General features: G+C 70.4%; 10 protein-coding genes. 7 read left to right on the top strand and 3 right to left on the bottom strand.

What is annotated here, in order from left to right:
• Positions 1-125 precede the first annotated feature (125 nt).
• From ACIPSE_RS20740 to ACIPSE_RS20730, 3 genes are all read left to right on the top strand, one after another.
• A complete protein-coding gene (locus tag ACIPSE_RS20740) occupies positions 126-752 on the top strand; it encodes a DUF3000 domain-containing protein (protein WP_401664546.1) in 627 nt (208 codons plus the stop codon).
• A gap of 261 nt (positions 753-1,013) precedes the next feature.
• On the top strand, positions 1,014-1,676 hold the full coding sequence (locus ACIPSE_RS20735; RefSeq protein ID WP_401664545.1) for a LuxR C-terminal-related transcriptional regulator: 663 nt from the start codon (positions 1,014-1,016) through the stop codon (positions 1,674-1,676).
• Between the two features lie 134 nt (positions 1,677-1,810).
• Positions 1,811-3,130: a ribonuclease D gene (locus ACIPSE_RS20730; protein ID WP_401664544.1), complete on the top strand. Its 1,320-nt coding sequence runs from the start codon at positions 1,811-1,813 to the stop codon at positions 3,128-3,130.
• Between the two features lie 49 nt (positions 3,131-3,179).
• Here the strand turns inward: ACIPSE_RS20730 and ACIPSE_RS20725 are convergent, their stop codons facing one another.
• From ACIPSE_RS20725 to ACIPSE_RS20715, 3 genes are read right to left on the bottom strand one after another with little or no spacing between them, the layout of a single operon-like run.
• On the bottom strand, positions 3,180-4,010 hold the full coding sequence (locus ACIPSE_RS20725) for a carbohydrate ABC transporter permease (RefSeq protein WP_401664543.1): 831 nt from the start codon (positions 4,008-4,010) through the stop codon (positions 3,180-3,182).
• Positions 4,007-4,951, bottom strand: a complete 945-nt coding sequence (locus ACIPSE_RS20720) for a carbohydrate ABC transporter permease (RefSeq protein ID WP_401664542.1) — start codon at positions 4,949-4,951, stop codon at positions 4,007-4,009. The genes ACIPSE_RS20725 and ACIPSE_RS20720 overlap by 4 nt, the downstream gene beginning before the upstream one ends.
• Positions 4,951-6,267 carry an extracellular solute-binding protein gene (locus tag ACIPSE_RS20715; RefSeq protein ID WP_401664541.1) on the bottom strand — a complete coding sequence of 439 codons (1,317 nt, stop codon included), beginning with the start codon at positions 6,265-6,267 and terminating at the stop codon, positions 4,951-4,953. The genes ACIPSE_RS20720 and ACIPSE_RS20715 overlap by 1 nt, the downstream gene beginning before the upstream one ends.
• 198 nt (positions 6,268-6,465) lie before the next feature.
• Here ACIPSE_RS20715 and ACIPSE_RS20710 point away from each other — a divergent pair, with 198 nt between their 5' ends.
• The 4 genes from ACIPSE_RS20710 to ACIPSE_RS20695 all read left to right on the top strand — a co-directional run bounded on the left by ACIPSE_RS20710 (position 6,466) and on the right by ACIPSE_RS20695 (position 13,401).
• Positions 6,466-8,847: a glycoside hydrolase family 2 protein gene (locus ACIPSE_RS20710; RefSeq protein ID WP_401664540.1), complete on the top strand. Its 2,382-nt coding sequence runs from the start codon at positions 6,466-6,468 to the stop codon at positions 8,845-8,847.
• On the top strand, positions 8,844-9,917 hold the full coding sequence (locus tag ACIPSE_RS20705) for a LacI family DNA-binding transcriptional regulator (protein ID WP_401664539.1): 1,074 nt from the start codon (positions 8,844-8,846) through the stop codon (positions 9,915-9,917). The genes ACIPSE_RS20710 and ACIPSE_RS20705 overlap by 4 nt, the downstream gene beginning before the upstream one ends.
• Before the next feature lie 131 nt (positions 9,918-10,048).
• Positions 10,049-11,266: a thiolase family protein gene (locus ACIPSE_RS20700; RefSeq protein WP_401664538.1), complete on the top strand. Its 1,218-nt coding sequence runs from the start codon at positions 10,049-10,051 to the stop codon at positions 11,264-11,266.
• Complete coding sequence (locus ACIPSE_RS20695; RefSeq protein ID WP_401664537.1) at positions 11,263-13,401, top strand: 3-hydroxyacyl-CoA dehydrogenase NAD-binding domain-containing protein; 2,139 nt, start codon at positions 11,263-11,265, stop codon at positions 13,399-13,401. The genes ACIPSE_RS20700 and ACIPSE_RS20695 overlap by 4 nt, the downstream gene beginning before the upstream one ends.
• Positions 13,402-13,475: the final 74 nt, after the last annotated feature.

The raw sequence follows: 13,475 nt of genomic DNA, 5'->3' as shown, positions 1-13,475 counted from the left end.
CGACGCCGGTCCCCCGACCCCGGGCGGTCGCCGGGCCGGGGTGTCAGCCCCGTAGCGGGCCGTGATTCCCCTAATCTTCCGCCATGGCTGCGGCTCAGGGACGACTGTCGGACGGCACTGGCGGAATGGACGACGCGAAGGAGGGGGACCTCGGTACGAGCAGTGACGCTCCAATGCCCTTCCGGGCCGCCGTCGACGCATTGCGGACCGCGCGGCTGCGGCCGCAGGTGGAGGTGGAGCCGACACGGCCGCCGCAGCGCCTGGCCCCGTACGCGTACGCGCTGGAGGCGACCGTCGTGGACGGCGACCAGGATCTGGCCGACGGCCGCCTGGTGCTGCTGCACGACCCGGCCGGGCACGACGCCTGGCGCGGGGAGTTCCGGCTGGTGACGCTGGTGCGCGCGGAGCTGGAGTCGGAGATGGCGGCCGATCCGCTGCTCCCGGAGGTGTGCTGGTCGTGGCTGACGGGTGCGCTCCAGGCCCGCGGTCTGGCGTTCGGTGAGCCGAGCGGCACCGTCACCCGTGCGAGTTCCCACTATTTCGGGGGACTGTCCGAACGGCCGTCGGCGTCGCAGATCGAGATCCGGGCGTCCTGGACGCCGCGTACGGGTCTGGGCGGTGTGCCGGACGCGGCGGGTCATCTGGTGGCCTGGTGCGATCTGCTGGCCCAGATCGCGGGTCTGCCGCCGGCGGGCCCGGGTGACGCGTCCGTGGTCACGCTGCCGCAGCGCCGCGGCCCGCAGTCCCGCTGAACCCTTTCGTCCTCCGGGCCGAAGACCCTCCCCGACGGTTCTCACTCGTCGGGGACGTTTCAGCATCACTTTGTCGATACGGCCACTTTCAGTCAGGAGTGACCTCTCGAACGAACCGATTCGTTCACCGAACGATCGACCACACGTCCGAATTGCACCAATTGTTACTCACTAGATCGTGATCATTCTCTAAAGGACCCGGGATCCGGTGCCGAAGACGTCTGTGACCTTCCAAGTCGTCCCCGCACCCCAGGAGGCCTGGTGTCCGTTCTCCTCGAGCAGCCCGCAAGCCTGGTCGCCTACCGCCCGAACAAGCCGACCGCGATGGTGGTCGTGGCCGACCCCCGCGTCCGCTCCACCGTCACCCGCCATCTGTGGGCGCTCGGTGTGCGCGACGTGATCGAGGCCTCGTCCGTCGCTGAGGCTCGTCCCCGCATCGGCAACCCCCGCGACATCTGCGTCGCCGACGTCCACCTGCCCGACGGTTCCGGCCTCACACTGCTGTCGGAGACCCGAGCCGCAGGCTGGCCCAACGGCCTCGCCCTCTCCGCCGCCGACGACATCGGCGCCGTCCGCAACGCCCTGGCCGGTGGCGTCAAGGGCTACGTCGTCACCGGCACCCGCACCAACCTCGGGCTCCCCACCCGACCCGGTGCCGCTCCGATCGGCGCCCGTGGCGCCGGTATGCACCGCCGCCCCCCGGGTGCCCCGAGCCACCCGGGCGGCTACCGCGAGCTGTCCGGCCGTGAGGTCGAGGTCCTGCGGCTGGTCGCGGAAGGCCAGTCGAACAAGGCCATCGGCGTCTCGATGGGCCTGTCCGCGCTGACCGTCAAGAGCCACCTCGCCCGCATCGCCCGCAAGCTCGGCACGGGTGACCGCGCCGGCATGGTCGCGGTGGCTCTGCGGACCGGCATCATCCACTGAGGCGCCCCGCGCGTCTCGCCGTTCACGGACGTGAGCCAGAGCATTCACCGAACTGACTGGTTTACGCCCCTCAAGCGCCCGTCGACGGAACGTTCCGTCGACGGGCGCTGTCCATACACAGATACCCTTGACATGTGACCGACGCCCAAGACACCGCAGCAGACAGCTCACTGCGAACCACCGGAGGCGCCCCTCCGGAAGACGGCGGAACTTCTGTTACGGGGGCGCCGGAACCCGAACCCGGGCCCGAGGCCGCCGGACCCGAACCGATCCCCCTGCTCGAACCCCGCGAGGGCATCCCGCCCGTCGTCGCCGACGAGGCCGCGCTCGCCGAGGTGATCGCCGCGTTCGCCGCCGGTTCGGGACCCGTCGCCGTCGACGCGGAGCGCGCCTCCGGCTACCGCTACGGGCAGCGCGCCTACCTGGTCCAGCTGCGCCGCGAGGGCGCCGGGACCGCCCTGATCGACCCCGTGGCCTGCCCCGACCTCTCCGGGCTCGGCGAGGCGCTGGCCGGGGTGGAGTGGGTGCTGCACGCCGCCACCCAGGACCTGCCCTGTCTGCGCGAGATAGGCATGCTGCCGACCTCGCTCTTCGACACCGAGCTGGCCGGGCGGCTCGCCGGGTTCCCCCGGGTCGGGCTCGGTGCGATGGTCGAGTCCGTCCTCGGCTATGTGCTGGAGAAGGGCCACTCCGCCGTCGACTGGTCGACCCGGCCGCTCCCCGAGCCGTGGCTGCGCTACGCCGCGCTCGACGTGGAGCTGCTGGTCGACCTGCGGGACGCGCTGGAGAAGGAGCTGGACCGGCAGGGCAAGCTGGACTGGGCCCGGCAGGAGTTCGACGCGATCGCCGCGGCACCGCCCGCCGAGCCCCGCAAGGACCCCTGGCGCCGTACGTCCGGGATGCACAAGGTCCGGCGGCGCCGTCAGCTCGGGGTCGTCCGGGAGCTGTGGCAGACGCGGGACCGGATCGCTCAGCGGCGTGACGTGTCGCCGGGCAAGGTGCTGTCGGACACGGCGATCGTGGAGGCCGCGCTCGCCCTCCCGGCCACGGTGCACGCGCTCTCCGCGCTGAACGGTTTCGGACAGCGGATGGGCCGGCGCGCGCTGGAACAGTGGCAGGCCGCCGTGGACCGGGCCAAGGCCCTGCCCGAGGCCCAGCTGCCCGCGCCCGGCCAGCCCGTCACCGGTCCCCCGCCGCCCCGCGCCTGGGCCGACAAGGACCCGGCCGCCGCCGCACGCCTCTCGGCCGCCCGAGCCGGTGTGTCCGAGCTGGCGGAACGGATCACCATGCCGCAGGAGAACCTGATCACCCCGGACACGGTCCGGCGGGTCTGCTGGGAGCCCCCGAAGACCGTGGACACCGCGACGGTCTCCGCGGCTCTCGCGGCCCACGGGGCCCGGCCCTGGCAGGTCGAGCTGGTCACTCCGGTGCTGGTGAAGGCGTTGTCGGCCTGAGCCGCGCCGGTCACGGGGCCTCGGGCACCGGGGCCCCGGTCGCATGTCCTCAGCGGGTCGCTCCTCTCGTGAAGCCGTTGTAGATGTAGCGCTGGAGACAGAGAAAGACGATCAGGGTCGGCAGGATCACGAGAATCGCTCCTGCCGAGATCGTTTCCCAGTGCGCGCTGAACGGGCCCTTGAAACGGAACAGGGACGTCGAGATCACGCCAAGATCCTCGGACGGCATGTAGAGGAACGGAATGTAGAAGTCGTTGTAGACGGTGATCCCCTTCACGATGACCACCGTCGCGATCGCCGGCTTCAGCAGCGGGAAAATGATCTTCCGGTAGATCGTGAAGGCGTTCGCGCCGTCCAGGCGGGCCGATTCGTCGAGCGAGGTCGGAATGGACCGGACGAACTGCAGGAAGATGTAGATCGAGACGATGTCCGTGCCCATGTAGAGCGTGATCGGCGCCCAGAGGCTGTCGAACATGCCGAAGCTGTCGACGATCTGGAAGGTGGCCACCTGAGTGGTCACCCCGGGGACCAGCGCGGCGACCAGGAACAGGGCCACCACCAGCCTGCGGAAGCGGAAGGTGAAGCGGTCGATGGCGTAGGCGGTCATCGAGCCGATGAGGACCGTGCCACCGACGGCGACGACGAGGATGAACGCCGTGTTGGCGAACGCCGAGAGCATCTCGCCGTCCCGGAACGCCGTCACGTAGTTGCCGAAGTGCAGGACGTCGTCGGGGAAGGTCAGCGCCCCGCTGCCCCGCGCCATCTCGTCCTCGGATTTCAGGGACGTCAGGAAGACCACGCCCAGCGGCAGCACGACGATCACTGCCGCGGCGACCAGGGACAGGTACACGAGGGTGCGGGTGACCGCGCGGCGGGTCATACGAGGTCCACCTTGTCGTCGGGGACGAGGCGCCGCTGGATCCAGGTCACCAGCAGGATGATCAGGAGCAGGACCACCGCGGCGGCCGAGGCCAGCCCCGTCTTGTTGAAGCGGAAGGCCAGGTTGACGGTCTGGATGACGAAGGTCTCCGTGCCGGTCGCGCCGCCCGTCATGATGTACGGCACCTCGAAGACCGACAGCGACCCGGAGATCGAGAGGATGACCGTGAGCGTCAGCACCGGCCTGATCCCGGGCGCGATGATGTACCGGAACTGGTGCCAGCGGTTGGCCCCGTCCAGTTCGGCCGCTTCGTACAGCTCCCCCGGGATCGACTGGATCGCGCCCAGGAACAGGACGAAGTTCAGGCCCAGATAGCGCCAGACGGAGACACCCGCGAGCGAGGTGTTGGCGGAGAACGGGGTGCCGAGCCAGGCGTGGTCCGTGTGCACGCCGAAGAGGGCCAGGACCGAGTCGAGGGTGCCGCCGTCCTGGAAGAAGTAGAGGAAGACGAAACCGATCGCCACCCCGTTGATCAGATACGGGAAGAACAGGACGCCCTTGAAGAAATTCCGGAAGCGGACGTCGAAACTGAGGACCGTCGCGAAATAGAGCGCCGCGACGATCTGCACGGCGGAGGCGGCCAGGTAGTAACCGCTGACGAAGAACACCCGGAAGAGATCCTCGCGGGTGAAGATCTCCTGGTAGTTCCGCGCGCCCGTGTAGCGCAGTTCGGGGCTCACCCCGTCCCAGTCGGTGAAGCTGTACGCCACCATGTTGACGATCGGCGCGTAGGTGAAGGTGATCAGCAGCGCGAGCGGGACCAGGAGGAACAGCCAGGGGGTGACGCCGCGCCACAGCCGGGTCGTGCGCGGCGCGGGCGCCGGGGGCGGGGCGGCCGGGGTCACCTCCACGGCCGCCGCCTCGTGCGTCGTGTCCGTCATCAGGACCCCAGGTTCTTCTCGGCGTCCGTCCAGCGACCGCTGAGGTCGGCGAAGAAGTCGTCGAGGCTGCCCTTGCGGGCCCCGCGGGCCAGGTCGACCAGGTTCTGGCGGTACTCGGGCGCGTAGATGCCGACCTCGGACTCGCTGTCGATCTGCTTGACCTCGGCGCCCCTGGCGTCGTCGAGTTCGATGAGCTGGACGCCCTGCTCCTCGTACGGCTTGAGGACGGCGGGCATCGCGCCGTTCTTCAGCGGGGAGATGGAGAGGTTGTCCTCGACGTAGCCGGACTTGTCGGTGAACCAGTCGATCCAGGCGCGGGCGGCGTCCTTGTGCTTCGAGTGGACGTTGACGGCCTGGTTGTAGTCGGGGGCGACGGTCGCGCAGTACTTGCCGTTCGTCTGCGACGGGAACGGCATGAAGCCGATGTCGTCGGGGTCGACGCCGGCCTTCTTCGCCGCGTCCTGGAACTGGACGATGGCCCAGGTGCCCAGCCACTGCGTCGCGATCTCGCCCTTGGCGGTACGGGGCTTGGACTCCTCCCAGTTGCTGGTGGTCGGGTCCTTCTCGATGAGCCCGGCCTTGACCAGGTCGTAGAGCATGGTGTCGCCGACCCGCAGATCGGCGTCCTGCGCCCAGGGGTCGCCGGTGGCGAGCTTCTCGGTGGCCCGGGTGTCGCAGTGGACCGCGCCGTTGACGTAGGTCCAGGACGTCAGCGTCCAGCCGGCGGAGAAGTTGGTGTAGTACGGGATCGCGTCCGTCTTCGCCTTGATGGCCCTCAGGTCGGCGATGAACTCGGCCGGGGTGGTGGGCCATCGGGTGATCCCGGCCTGCGACCAGATCCGCTTGTTGTAGATGAACCCGGGGGCGACGCCGACCGGGCTCTGCCCGTAGACCTTGCCGCCGACGGTGGTGTAGTCGGTGAACCGGTACTTCGCGGCGCGCTCCTCCTGGGTGCCCAGGGAGGCGAAGAACTTCGGGTAGTCCTTCTTCTGGATGACGGCCGGGATCAGCAGCACATCGCCGTAGTTCTCGGTGTTCATCCGGATCTTGACCTCGGACTCGTAGTTCGTGAGCCCCTCGAACTCGACCTTGACCTTCGGATAGACCTTGTTGAACTCGGCGGCGTAGTCGTCCAGCGTCCCGTCCTGCACGAGGTCGGTGCGGACGGTGAGGACCTTGATGGTGCCGGTGACCTTCGACGGGTCGGTGGGCGCCTTCGCGTCGGCGCCCTTGGACGAGCCGCCGGTTCCCGTGCAGGCGGCGAGGACGAGCACTCCGCTGACGGCGGCCAGGACTGTACGGCGGTACATGTGCATCAGCTCCGTTCACGAACACTCACGACACGGACGAGCACTTGCGGGTTGACGGACAGCACGTGGGGGTTGGCTGGTTCGGTACTCTGACAACGTTTTCTTAACCGGTAAAGTCCCTATCTCGCCAACGCATGCCATGGCTGCCGAAAGCCTCCACGGCACGGGACTTGATCTGACTTGATCGGTTTAGGGAGTGCGTACATGCTGCAGGCGACACCGCTCACCGACGGCTGGGTCCTCGGGCACGAGGGGGCCGCGCTCCCGGCCACCGTGCCGGGCTGCGTCCACACCGACCTGCTGGCGGCCGGGGTGATCCCGGATCCCTTTCTCGGCCGCGCCGAGACCGAGGTGGCGTGGGTCGGGAAGCGGGAGTGGACGTACGGGACGGACATCGTGGCGGCCGACGGTCATGAGCAGACCGATCTCGTCTTCGACGGTCTCGACACCGTCGCCGAGATCAGCCTCGACGGACGGCTGCTGGGGCGCACCCGGAACATGCACCGGTCCTACCGCTTCGACGTGACCGGGCTGTCCGGGCGGCTGTCGGTGCGGTTCGCCTCCGCCTACGCGGAGGCCGAGGCGGTGCGCGGGCAGGTCGGCGAGCGGCCGAACGCGTACGCCGAGCCCTTCCAGTACCTCCGCAAGATGGCCTGCTCGTTCGGCTGGGACTGGGGTCCGACCCTGGTGACGGCCGGGATGTGGCGCCCGGTGCGGACCGAGCGCTGGTCGACGGCCCGGATCGCCCGGGTGCGGCCCCTTGTCGGCGTCGAACAGGGCGTGGGCGTGGTCGAGTTGGCGATCGACGTGGAGCGGACCCGGGTGGAGGCGCCGCTCGCCGTCGAGGCGACGGTCGGCGGGGTGCGGGTGCGCGGCTCCGTGGACGGCACACACGGCCGGATCCGTCTGGAAGTCCCCGGCGCACGACTGTGGTGGCCGCGCGGATACGGCGAACAGCCGCTGTACGAAGTCGAGTTGACCTTGCTGCACGAGGGCGCGCCGCTGGACGTGTGGCGGCGGCGCGTCGGGTTCCGCACCGTGGAACTGGACCGGTCGCGGGACGAGCACGGCACCGGATTCACGTTCGTCGTCAACGGCGAGCGGCTCTTCGCGCGGGGCGTCAACTGGATCCCGGACGACGTGTTCCCGTCCCGGGTGACGCGCGAGCGGTACCGGGAGCGGCTGACGCAGGCCGCCGGCGCGGGTGTCGACCTGGTGCGGGTCTGGGGCGGCGGGATCTACGAGAGCGGTGACTTCTACGACGTCTGCGACGAGCTGGGGCTGCTCGTCTGGCAGGACTTCCCCTTCGCGTGCGCCGCCTACCCCGAGGAGCAGCCGCTGCGGGGCGAGGTGGAGGCGGAGGCGCGGGAGAACGTCGTACGGCTGATGGCGCATCCCTCGCTCGTGCTGTGGAACGGGAACAACGAGAACCTGTGGGGGTTCCGGGACTGGGGGTGGGAGCCGCGGCTGGCCGGGGACTCCTGGGGCGAGGGGTACTACCTGGGCGTACTGCCGCGGGTGGTGGCCGAGTTGGACCCGACGCGGCCGTACACGGCGGGCAGTCCCTGGTCCGGGTCGTGGGAGCACCACCCGAACGATCCGGCGCACGGCACCCATCACTCGTGGGAGGTGTGGAACCGGGAGGACTACGCCGGGTACCGGGCGAACGTGCCGCGGTTCATGGCCGAGTTCGGCTGGCAGGCGCCGCCCGCGTACGCCACGCTGCGGCGGGCGCTGCCGGGTGAAGTGCTCGCGGCGGACTCCCCCGGGATGCTGCACCACCAGAAGGCCGAGGACGGGAACGGCAAGCTGGAGCGGGGGCTCGCGCGCCATTTCGTGCCGCCCGAGGGGGACTTCGACCGCTGGCACTACCTCATGCAGGTCAACCAGGCGCGGGCGGTGGCCGCCGGGATCGAGCACTGGCGCTCGCACTGGCCGGTGTGCGCGGGGACGGTCGTATGGCAGCTCAACGACTGCTGGCCGGTGACGAGTTGGGCGGCGATCGACGGGGACGGGCGGGAGAAGCCGCTCTATCACGAGCTGCGGCGGCTGTACGCCGACCGGCTCCTGACCGTGCGGGAGGGGACCGTCGCCGTCGTGAACCAGGGCGCGGAGCCGTGGACGGGCGTGGTGCGGCTGCGGCGGATGTCCGTCGAGGGGGCGCCGCTCGGGGAGGCGAGCGTCGCGTTCACCGCGGGGGCACGGGCGGTGGCACGCGTGGAGGTTCCGAAGGAGCTGGAGCCGGCCGGGGCGGAGGAGTTCCTCGTGGCGGACGCGGCTCCGGGGGCGGACGTGGACCTGGTTCCGCTGCGGGCCCTGTACTTCCCGGCGCCCGACCGTGAGATCCCTTACCCGAAGCCGGAGTTCGACGTGTCGGTGGCGGCGGGTTCGGTGACCGTGACGGCCCGCACCCTGGTGCGGGATCTGCTGCTCCAGGCGGACCGGCTGGATCCCGGGGCGCGGGCGGACCGGGGGCTCGTCACACTGCTGCCCGGGGAGCGGGTGACCATCGGGGTCGACGGTTGGCGGACTCCCGGCGCGGACGCCGCCCGGGCGGCCCTGTTCTGCGTGGAGCCGCCTCGATGACAGCACGGCCGGCCTCCCGCGTCACCATCAAGGACGTCGCCGCGCGGGCGGGCGTGTCCAAGGGCGCGGTGTCGCTCGCCTTCAACCACAAGCCGGGGCTGTCGGAGGCGACGCGGGACCGGATCTTCCGGGCGGCGCGGGAGCTGGGGTGGGAGCCGAACCCGACGGCACGGACGCTGGCCGGGTCGCGGGTGGACACGGTGGGGCTGGCGATCTGCCGGCCCGCGCGCCAACTGGGCCTGGAACCTTTCTACATGGAGTTCATCTCCGGGGTGGAGAGCGTCCTGACCGAGCACTCCTGCTCGCTGCTGCTGCGGCTGGTGCGGAGCGTGGAGGAGGAGGCGGGGCTCCAGGAGAGCTGGTGGCGGGGGCGGCAGATCGGCGGGGCGATCCTGGTGGACTTCCGCCCCGAGGACCCGCGGGTGGCGGTGGCCGAGCGGCTCGGGCTGCCGGTCGTCGCCGTCGGGCATCCCTCGCTGACCGGCAGCCTGACCTCGGTGTGGACGGACGACTCGACGGCCGTGACGGAGGCGGTGCGGTATCTCGCCGCGCTGGGGCACCGCCGGATCGCCCGGGTCGGCGGCACGGCCGCGCTCGGGCACACGGTGATGCGGACGGCGGCCTTCGACGAGGCGGCGCGGACGCTGGAGCTGGCCGGGGCGTGGCAGGTGACCACGGACTACTCCGGGGAGGCGGGGGCGCGGGCCACCCGGTCGCTGCTCACGGCCGCCGCGCGGGACCGGCCCACCGCGATCGTGTACGACAACGACGTCATGGCGGTGGCGGGGCTGTCGGTGGCCGCCGAGATGGGACTCGACGTGCCCGGGGACGTCTCGCTGCTGGCCTGGGACGACTCCCAGCTGTGCCGGCTGACCCGGCCCACGCTCTCCGCGATGAGCCATGACGTGCACGGATTCGGCGCGGACGCGGCGCGTACGCTGTTCGGGGTGATCATCGGACAGGGGCCGGGATCGCATCCGGTGCCCACCCCGGTGCTGACGCCGCGGGGCTCCACGGCGCCGCCCGCGGAGCGGGACCGGGTCCCCCGCGAGGGGCCCGTCGGGATGTGACGTTCGCCGCTGTCGGCATCAGGACTGTGCAGCTACGTTACCCACAAGTAGCATGGGCCTGAGCGCGCGCTCAGTGCTTGTGCCGTGCAGCCGTGCCAGCAGTGCCATCCCGCATCTGGAGGAGAGCCATCGTGCCTCGTACCGTCAGGGACGTCGTCTTCGTCGACGGCGTCCGCACCCCGTTCGGCAAGGCGGGCCCGAAGGGCATCTACCACGAGACCCGCGCCGACGACCTCGTCGTGAAGGCGATCCGGGAGCTGCTGCGCCGCAACCCCGGTCTGGACCCGAAGAAGATCGACGAGGTCGCCATCGCCGCGACCACGCAGATCGGCGACCAGGGCCTGACCATCGGCCGCACCGCCGGCATCCTGGCCGGGCTGCCGCAGTCCGTCCCGGGCTACTCCATCGACCGCATGTGCGCGGGCGCCCTGACCGCGGTGACCTCGGTCGCCGGTTCGGTGGCCTTCGGCGCGTACGACATCGCCGTCGCCGGCGGCGTCGAGCACATGGGCCGTCACCCCATGGGCGAGGGCGTGGACCCGAACCCGCGGTTCGTCTCCGAGAAGCTGGTCGACGAGTCGGCGCTGTTCATGGGCATGACCGCCGAGAACCTGCACGACCGCTACCCGACGATCACCAAGCAGCGCGCCGACGAGTACGCCGTGCGCTCGCAGGAGAAGGCCGCCAAGGCGTACGCCAACGGCAAGATCCAGCAGGACCTGGTGCCGATCTCGGTGCGCCGCACGAACGCGGAGGCCGGTGAGACGGGCTGGGGCCTGGTCACCGCCGACGAGCCGATGCGCCCGGGCACGACGATCGAGAACCTGTCCGGTCTGAAGACGCCGTTCCGCGTCCACGGCCGGGTGACCGCGGGCAACGCCGCCGGTCTCAACGACGGTGCCACCGCCTCGCTCATCGCCTCCGAGGACTTCGCCCGCGAGAACAACCTGCCGGTGAAGATGCGCCTGGTCTCCTACTCCTTCGCGGGTGTGGAGCCGGAGGTCATGGGCTACGGCCCGATCCCGGCCACCGAGAAGGCCCTCGCCCAGGCCGGGCTGAGCATCGACGACATCGGCCTGTTCGAGATCAACGAGGCCTTCGCCGTCCAGGTGCTGGCCTTCCTGGAGCACTACGGCATCGCCGACGACGACGCGCGCGTCAACCAGTACGGCGGCGCCATCGCCTTCGGCCACCCGCTGGCCTCCTCGGGTGTGCGTCTGATGACGCAGCTGGCCCGCCAGTTCGAGGAGCAGCCGAACGTCCGCTACGGCCTGACCACCATGTGCGTCGGCTTCGGCATGGGCGCGACGGTCGTCTGGGAGAACCCGCACTTCGAGGGGGACAAGTGAGCACCACCACCGAGCTTCTCAAGCAGGCCTCGGAGCTGTTCCCGGACGAGGTCGTGACGAGCGCGCACGTACGTCACCTGGACCTCCCGTACGGCGCCGGCCGCTTCGCGCTGATCACGCTGGACAACGGCTTCGACCACACCAAGCCGACCACCTTCGGCCCGGCGTCGCTGGCGAACCTGGACACCGCCGTCGACCAGGTCGAGAAGGAGGCCGCGGCCGGCGAGATCGTCGGCGTCGGCATCACCGGCAAGCCGTTCATCTTCGCGGTCGGCGCCGACCTCAAGGGCGTGGAGATCCTCAAGGAGCACGACCACGCGCTCGCCATCGGCAAGGGTGGCCACGAGGTCTTCAAGCGCCTGTCCGCGCTCGCCGTCCCGACCTTCGCGTACTACAACGGTGCCGCGATGGGCGGTGGCGTCGAGGTCGGTCTGCACTGCTCCTACCGGACCGTCTCCAAGGCGATCCCGGCGTTCTCGCTGCCCGAGGTCTTCCTCGGTCTCGTCCCCGGCTGGGGCGGCTGCGCGCTGCTGCCGAACCTGATCGGCGCGGACAAGGCCGTCTCGGTGATCATCGAGAACAGCCTCAACCAGAACAAGCAGCTCAAGGGGCAGCAGGTCTTCGACCTCGGCATCGCCGACGCGCTGTTCGAGGGCGCGGACTTCCTGGAGCAGTCGCTGATCTGGACGGCGTCCGTCCTCAAGGGCGACGTCACGGTCGAGCGCCCGGCGATCGACCGCGGCGAGGGCTGGGACCAGGCCGTCGCCAAGGGCCGCCTCGTCGCGGACTCGAAGGTGCACGGCGCGGCCCCGGCCGCCTACCGCGCCCTCGACATCATCGCCGCCGCCAAGGACGGTGACCTCCAGCAGGGCTTCGACGCCGAGGACCAGGCGCTCGCCGACCTGATCATGGGCGGCGAACTGCGCGCCGGCATCTACGCGTTCAACCTCGTCCAGAAGCGCGGCAAGCGTCCGGCGGGCGCCCCGGACAAGTCGCTGGCGCGTCCGGTGACCAAGGTGGGCGTGGTCGGCGCGGGCCTGATGGCCTCGCAGCTCGCCCTGCTGTTCCTGCGCCGCCTGGAGGTGCCGGTCGTGCTGACCGACATCGACCAGGAGCGCGTCGACAAGGGTGTGGGCTACGTCCACGCCGAGATCGAGAAGCTGCTCGGCAAGGGCCGCATCAACCAGGACAAGGCGAACCGCCTCAAGGCCCTGGTCACCGGTGTGCTGGACAAGGCGGAGGGCTTCTCCGACGCCGACTTCATCATCGAGGCCGTCTTCGAGGAGATCGGCGTCAAGCAGCAGGTGTTCGCGGAGGTCGAGGCGGTCGCCCCGGCGCACGCGATCCTCGCCACCAACACCTCCTCGCTGTCGGTGTCGGAGATGGCGTCGAAGCTCAAGAACCCCGAGCGGGTCGTGGGCTTCCACTTCTTCAACCCGGTCGCGATCCTCCCGCTCCTGGAGATCGTGCGCGGCGAGCAGACCGACGACGCGTCGCTGGCGACCGCCTTCGCGGTGGCCAAGAAGCTGAAGAAGACCGCGGTGCTCGTGAAGGACGCCCCGGCGTTCGTCGTGAACCGCATCCTGACCCGCTTCATGGGCGAGATCCAGAACGTCATCGACGAGGGCACCCCGGTCGCCGTCGCGGAGAAGGCGGTCGAGCCGCTGGGTCTGCCGATGTCGCCGCTGGTCCTGCTGGAGCTGGTCGGCCCGGCGATCGGTCTGCACGTCTCCGAGACCCTGCACCGCGCCTTCCCGGACCGCTTCACCGTCTCCCCCAACCTGGCGGCCGTCGTCAAGGCGGGCAAGCGCGGCTTCTACGTCTACTCCGCGGAGAACGGCTTCAAGCCGGAGCTGGACCCCGAGGTCGCCGCGCTCCTGAAGCAGGGCGACGTCGTCCTGTCCGAGGAGCAGGTCCGCGACCGGGTGCTGGACGCGGTGGCCCAGGAGATCGGCCTGATGCTCGACGAGGGTGTCGTCGCCGAGGCCCAGGACATCGACCTGTGCCTGATCACGGGCGCCGGCTGGCCCTTCCACCTGGGCGGGATCACCCCGTACCTGGACCGCGAGGGTGTCTCCGAGCGCGTGAACGGCAAGACGTTCCTGGCGCAGGGGCTCGCGTCCGTCCCGGCGTGACGCGTGACTCGTGACGCGTGAGTGAAGAGGGCCCCCGCCTCACGGCGGGGGCCCTCTTCACGTCTCGTCGGTCG

It is taken from the genome of Streptomyces sp. NPDC090106 (assembly GCF_044747265.1).
Taxonomy (GTDB): domain Bacteria; phylum Actinomycetota; class Actinomycetes; order Streptomycetales; family Streptomycetaceae; genus Streptomyces.
Note: the sequence above shows the minus strand (reverse complement) of the source record. Positions and strands in the feature narration are given on the sequence as shown.

What these genes read in the sequence shown, in the direction of transcription:
- ACIPSE_RS20715 (WP_401664541.1), bottom strand. Translation starts at nt 6,267, where the DNA reads ATGCACATGTACCGCCGTACAGTCCTGGCCGCCGTCAGCGGAGTGCTC.
- ACIPSE_RS20710 (WP_401664540.1), top strand. Translation starts at nt 6,466, where the DNA reads ATGCTGCAGGCGACACCGCTCACCGACGGCTGGGTCCTCGGGCACGAG.
- ACIPSE_RS20740 (WP_401664546.1), top strand. Translation starts at nt 126, where the DNA reads ATGGACGACGCGAAGGAGGGGGACCTCGGTACGAGCAGTGACGCTCCA.
- ACIPSE_RS20705 (WP_401664539.1), top strand. Translation starts at nt 8,844, where the DNA reads ATGACAGCACGGCCGGCCTCCCGCGTCACCATCAAGGACGTCGCCGCG.
- ACIPSE_RS20725 (WP_401664543.1), bottom strand. Translation starts at nt 4,010, where the DNA reads ATGACCCGCCGCGCGGTCACCCGCACCCTCGTGTACCTGTCCCTGGTC.
- ACIPSE_RS20720 (WP_401664542.1), bottom strand. Translation starts at nt 4,951, where the DNA reads ATGACGGACACGACGCACGAGGCGGCGGCCGTGGAGGTGACCCCGGCC.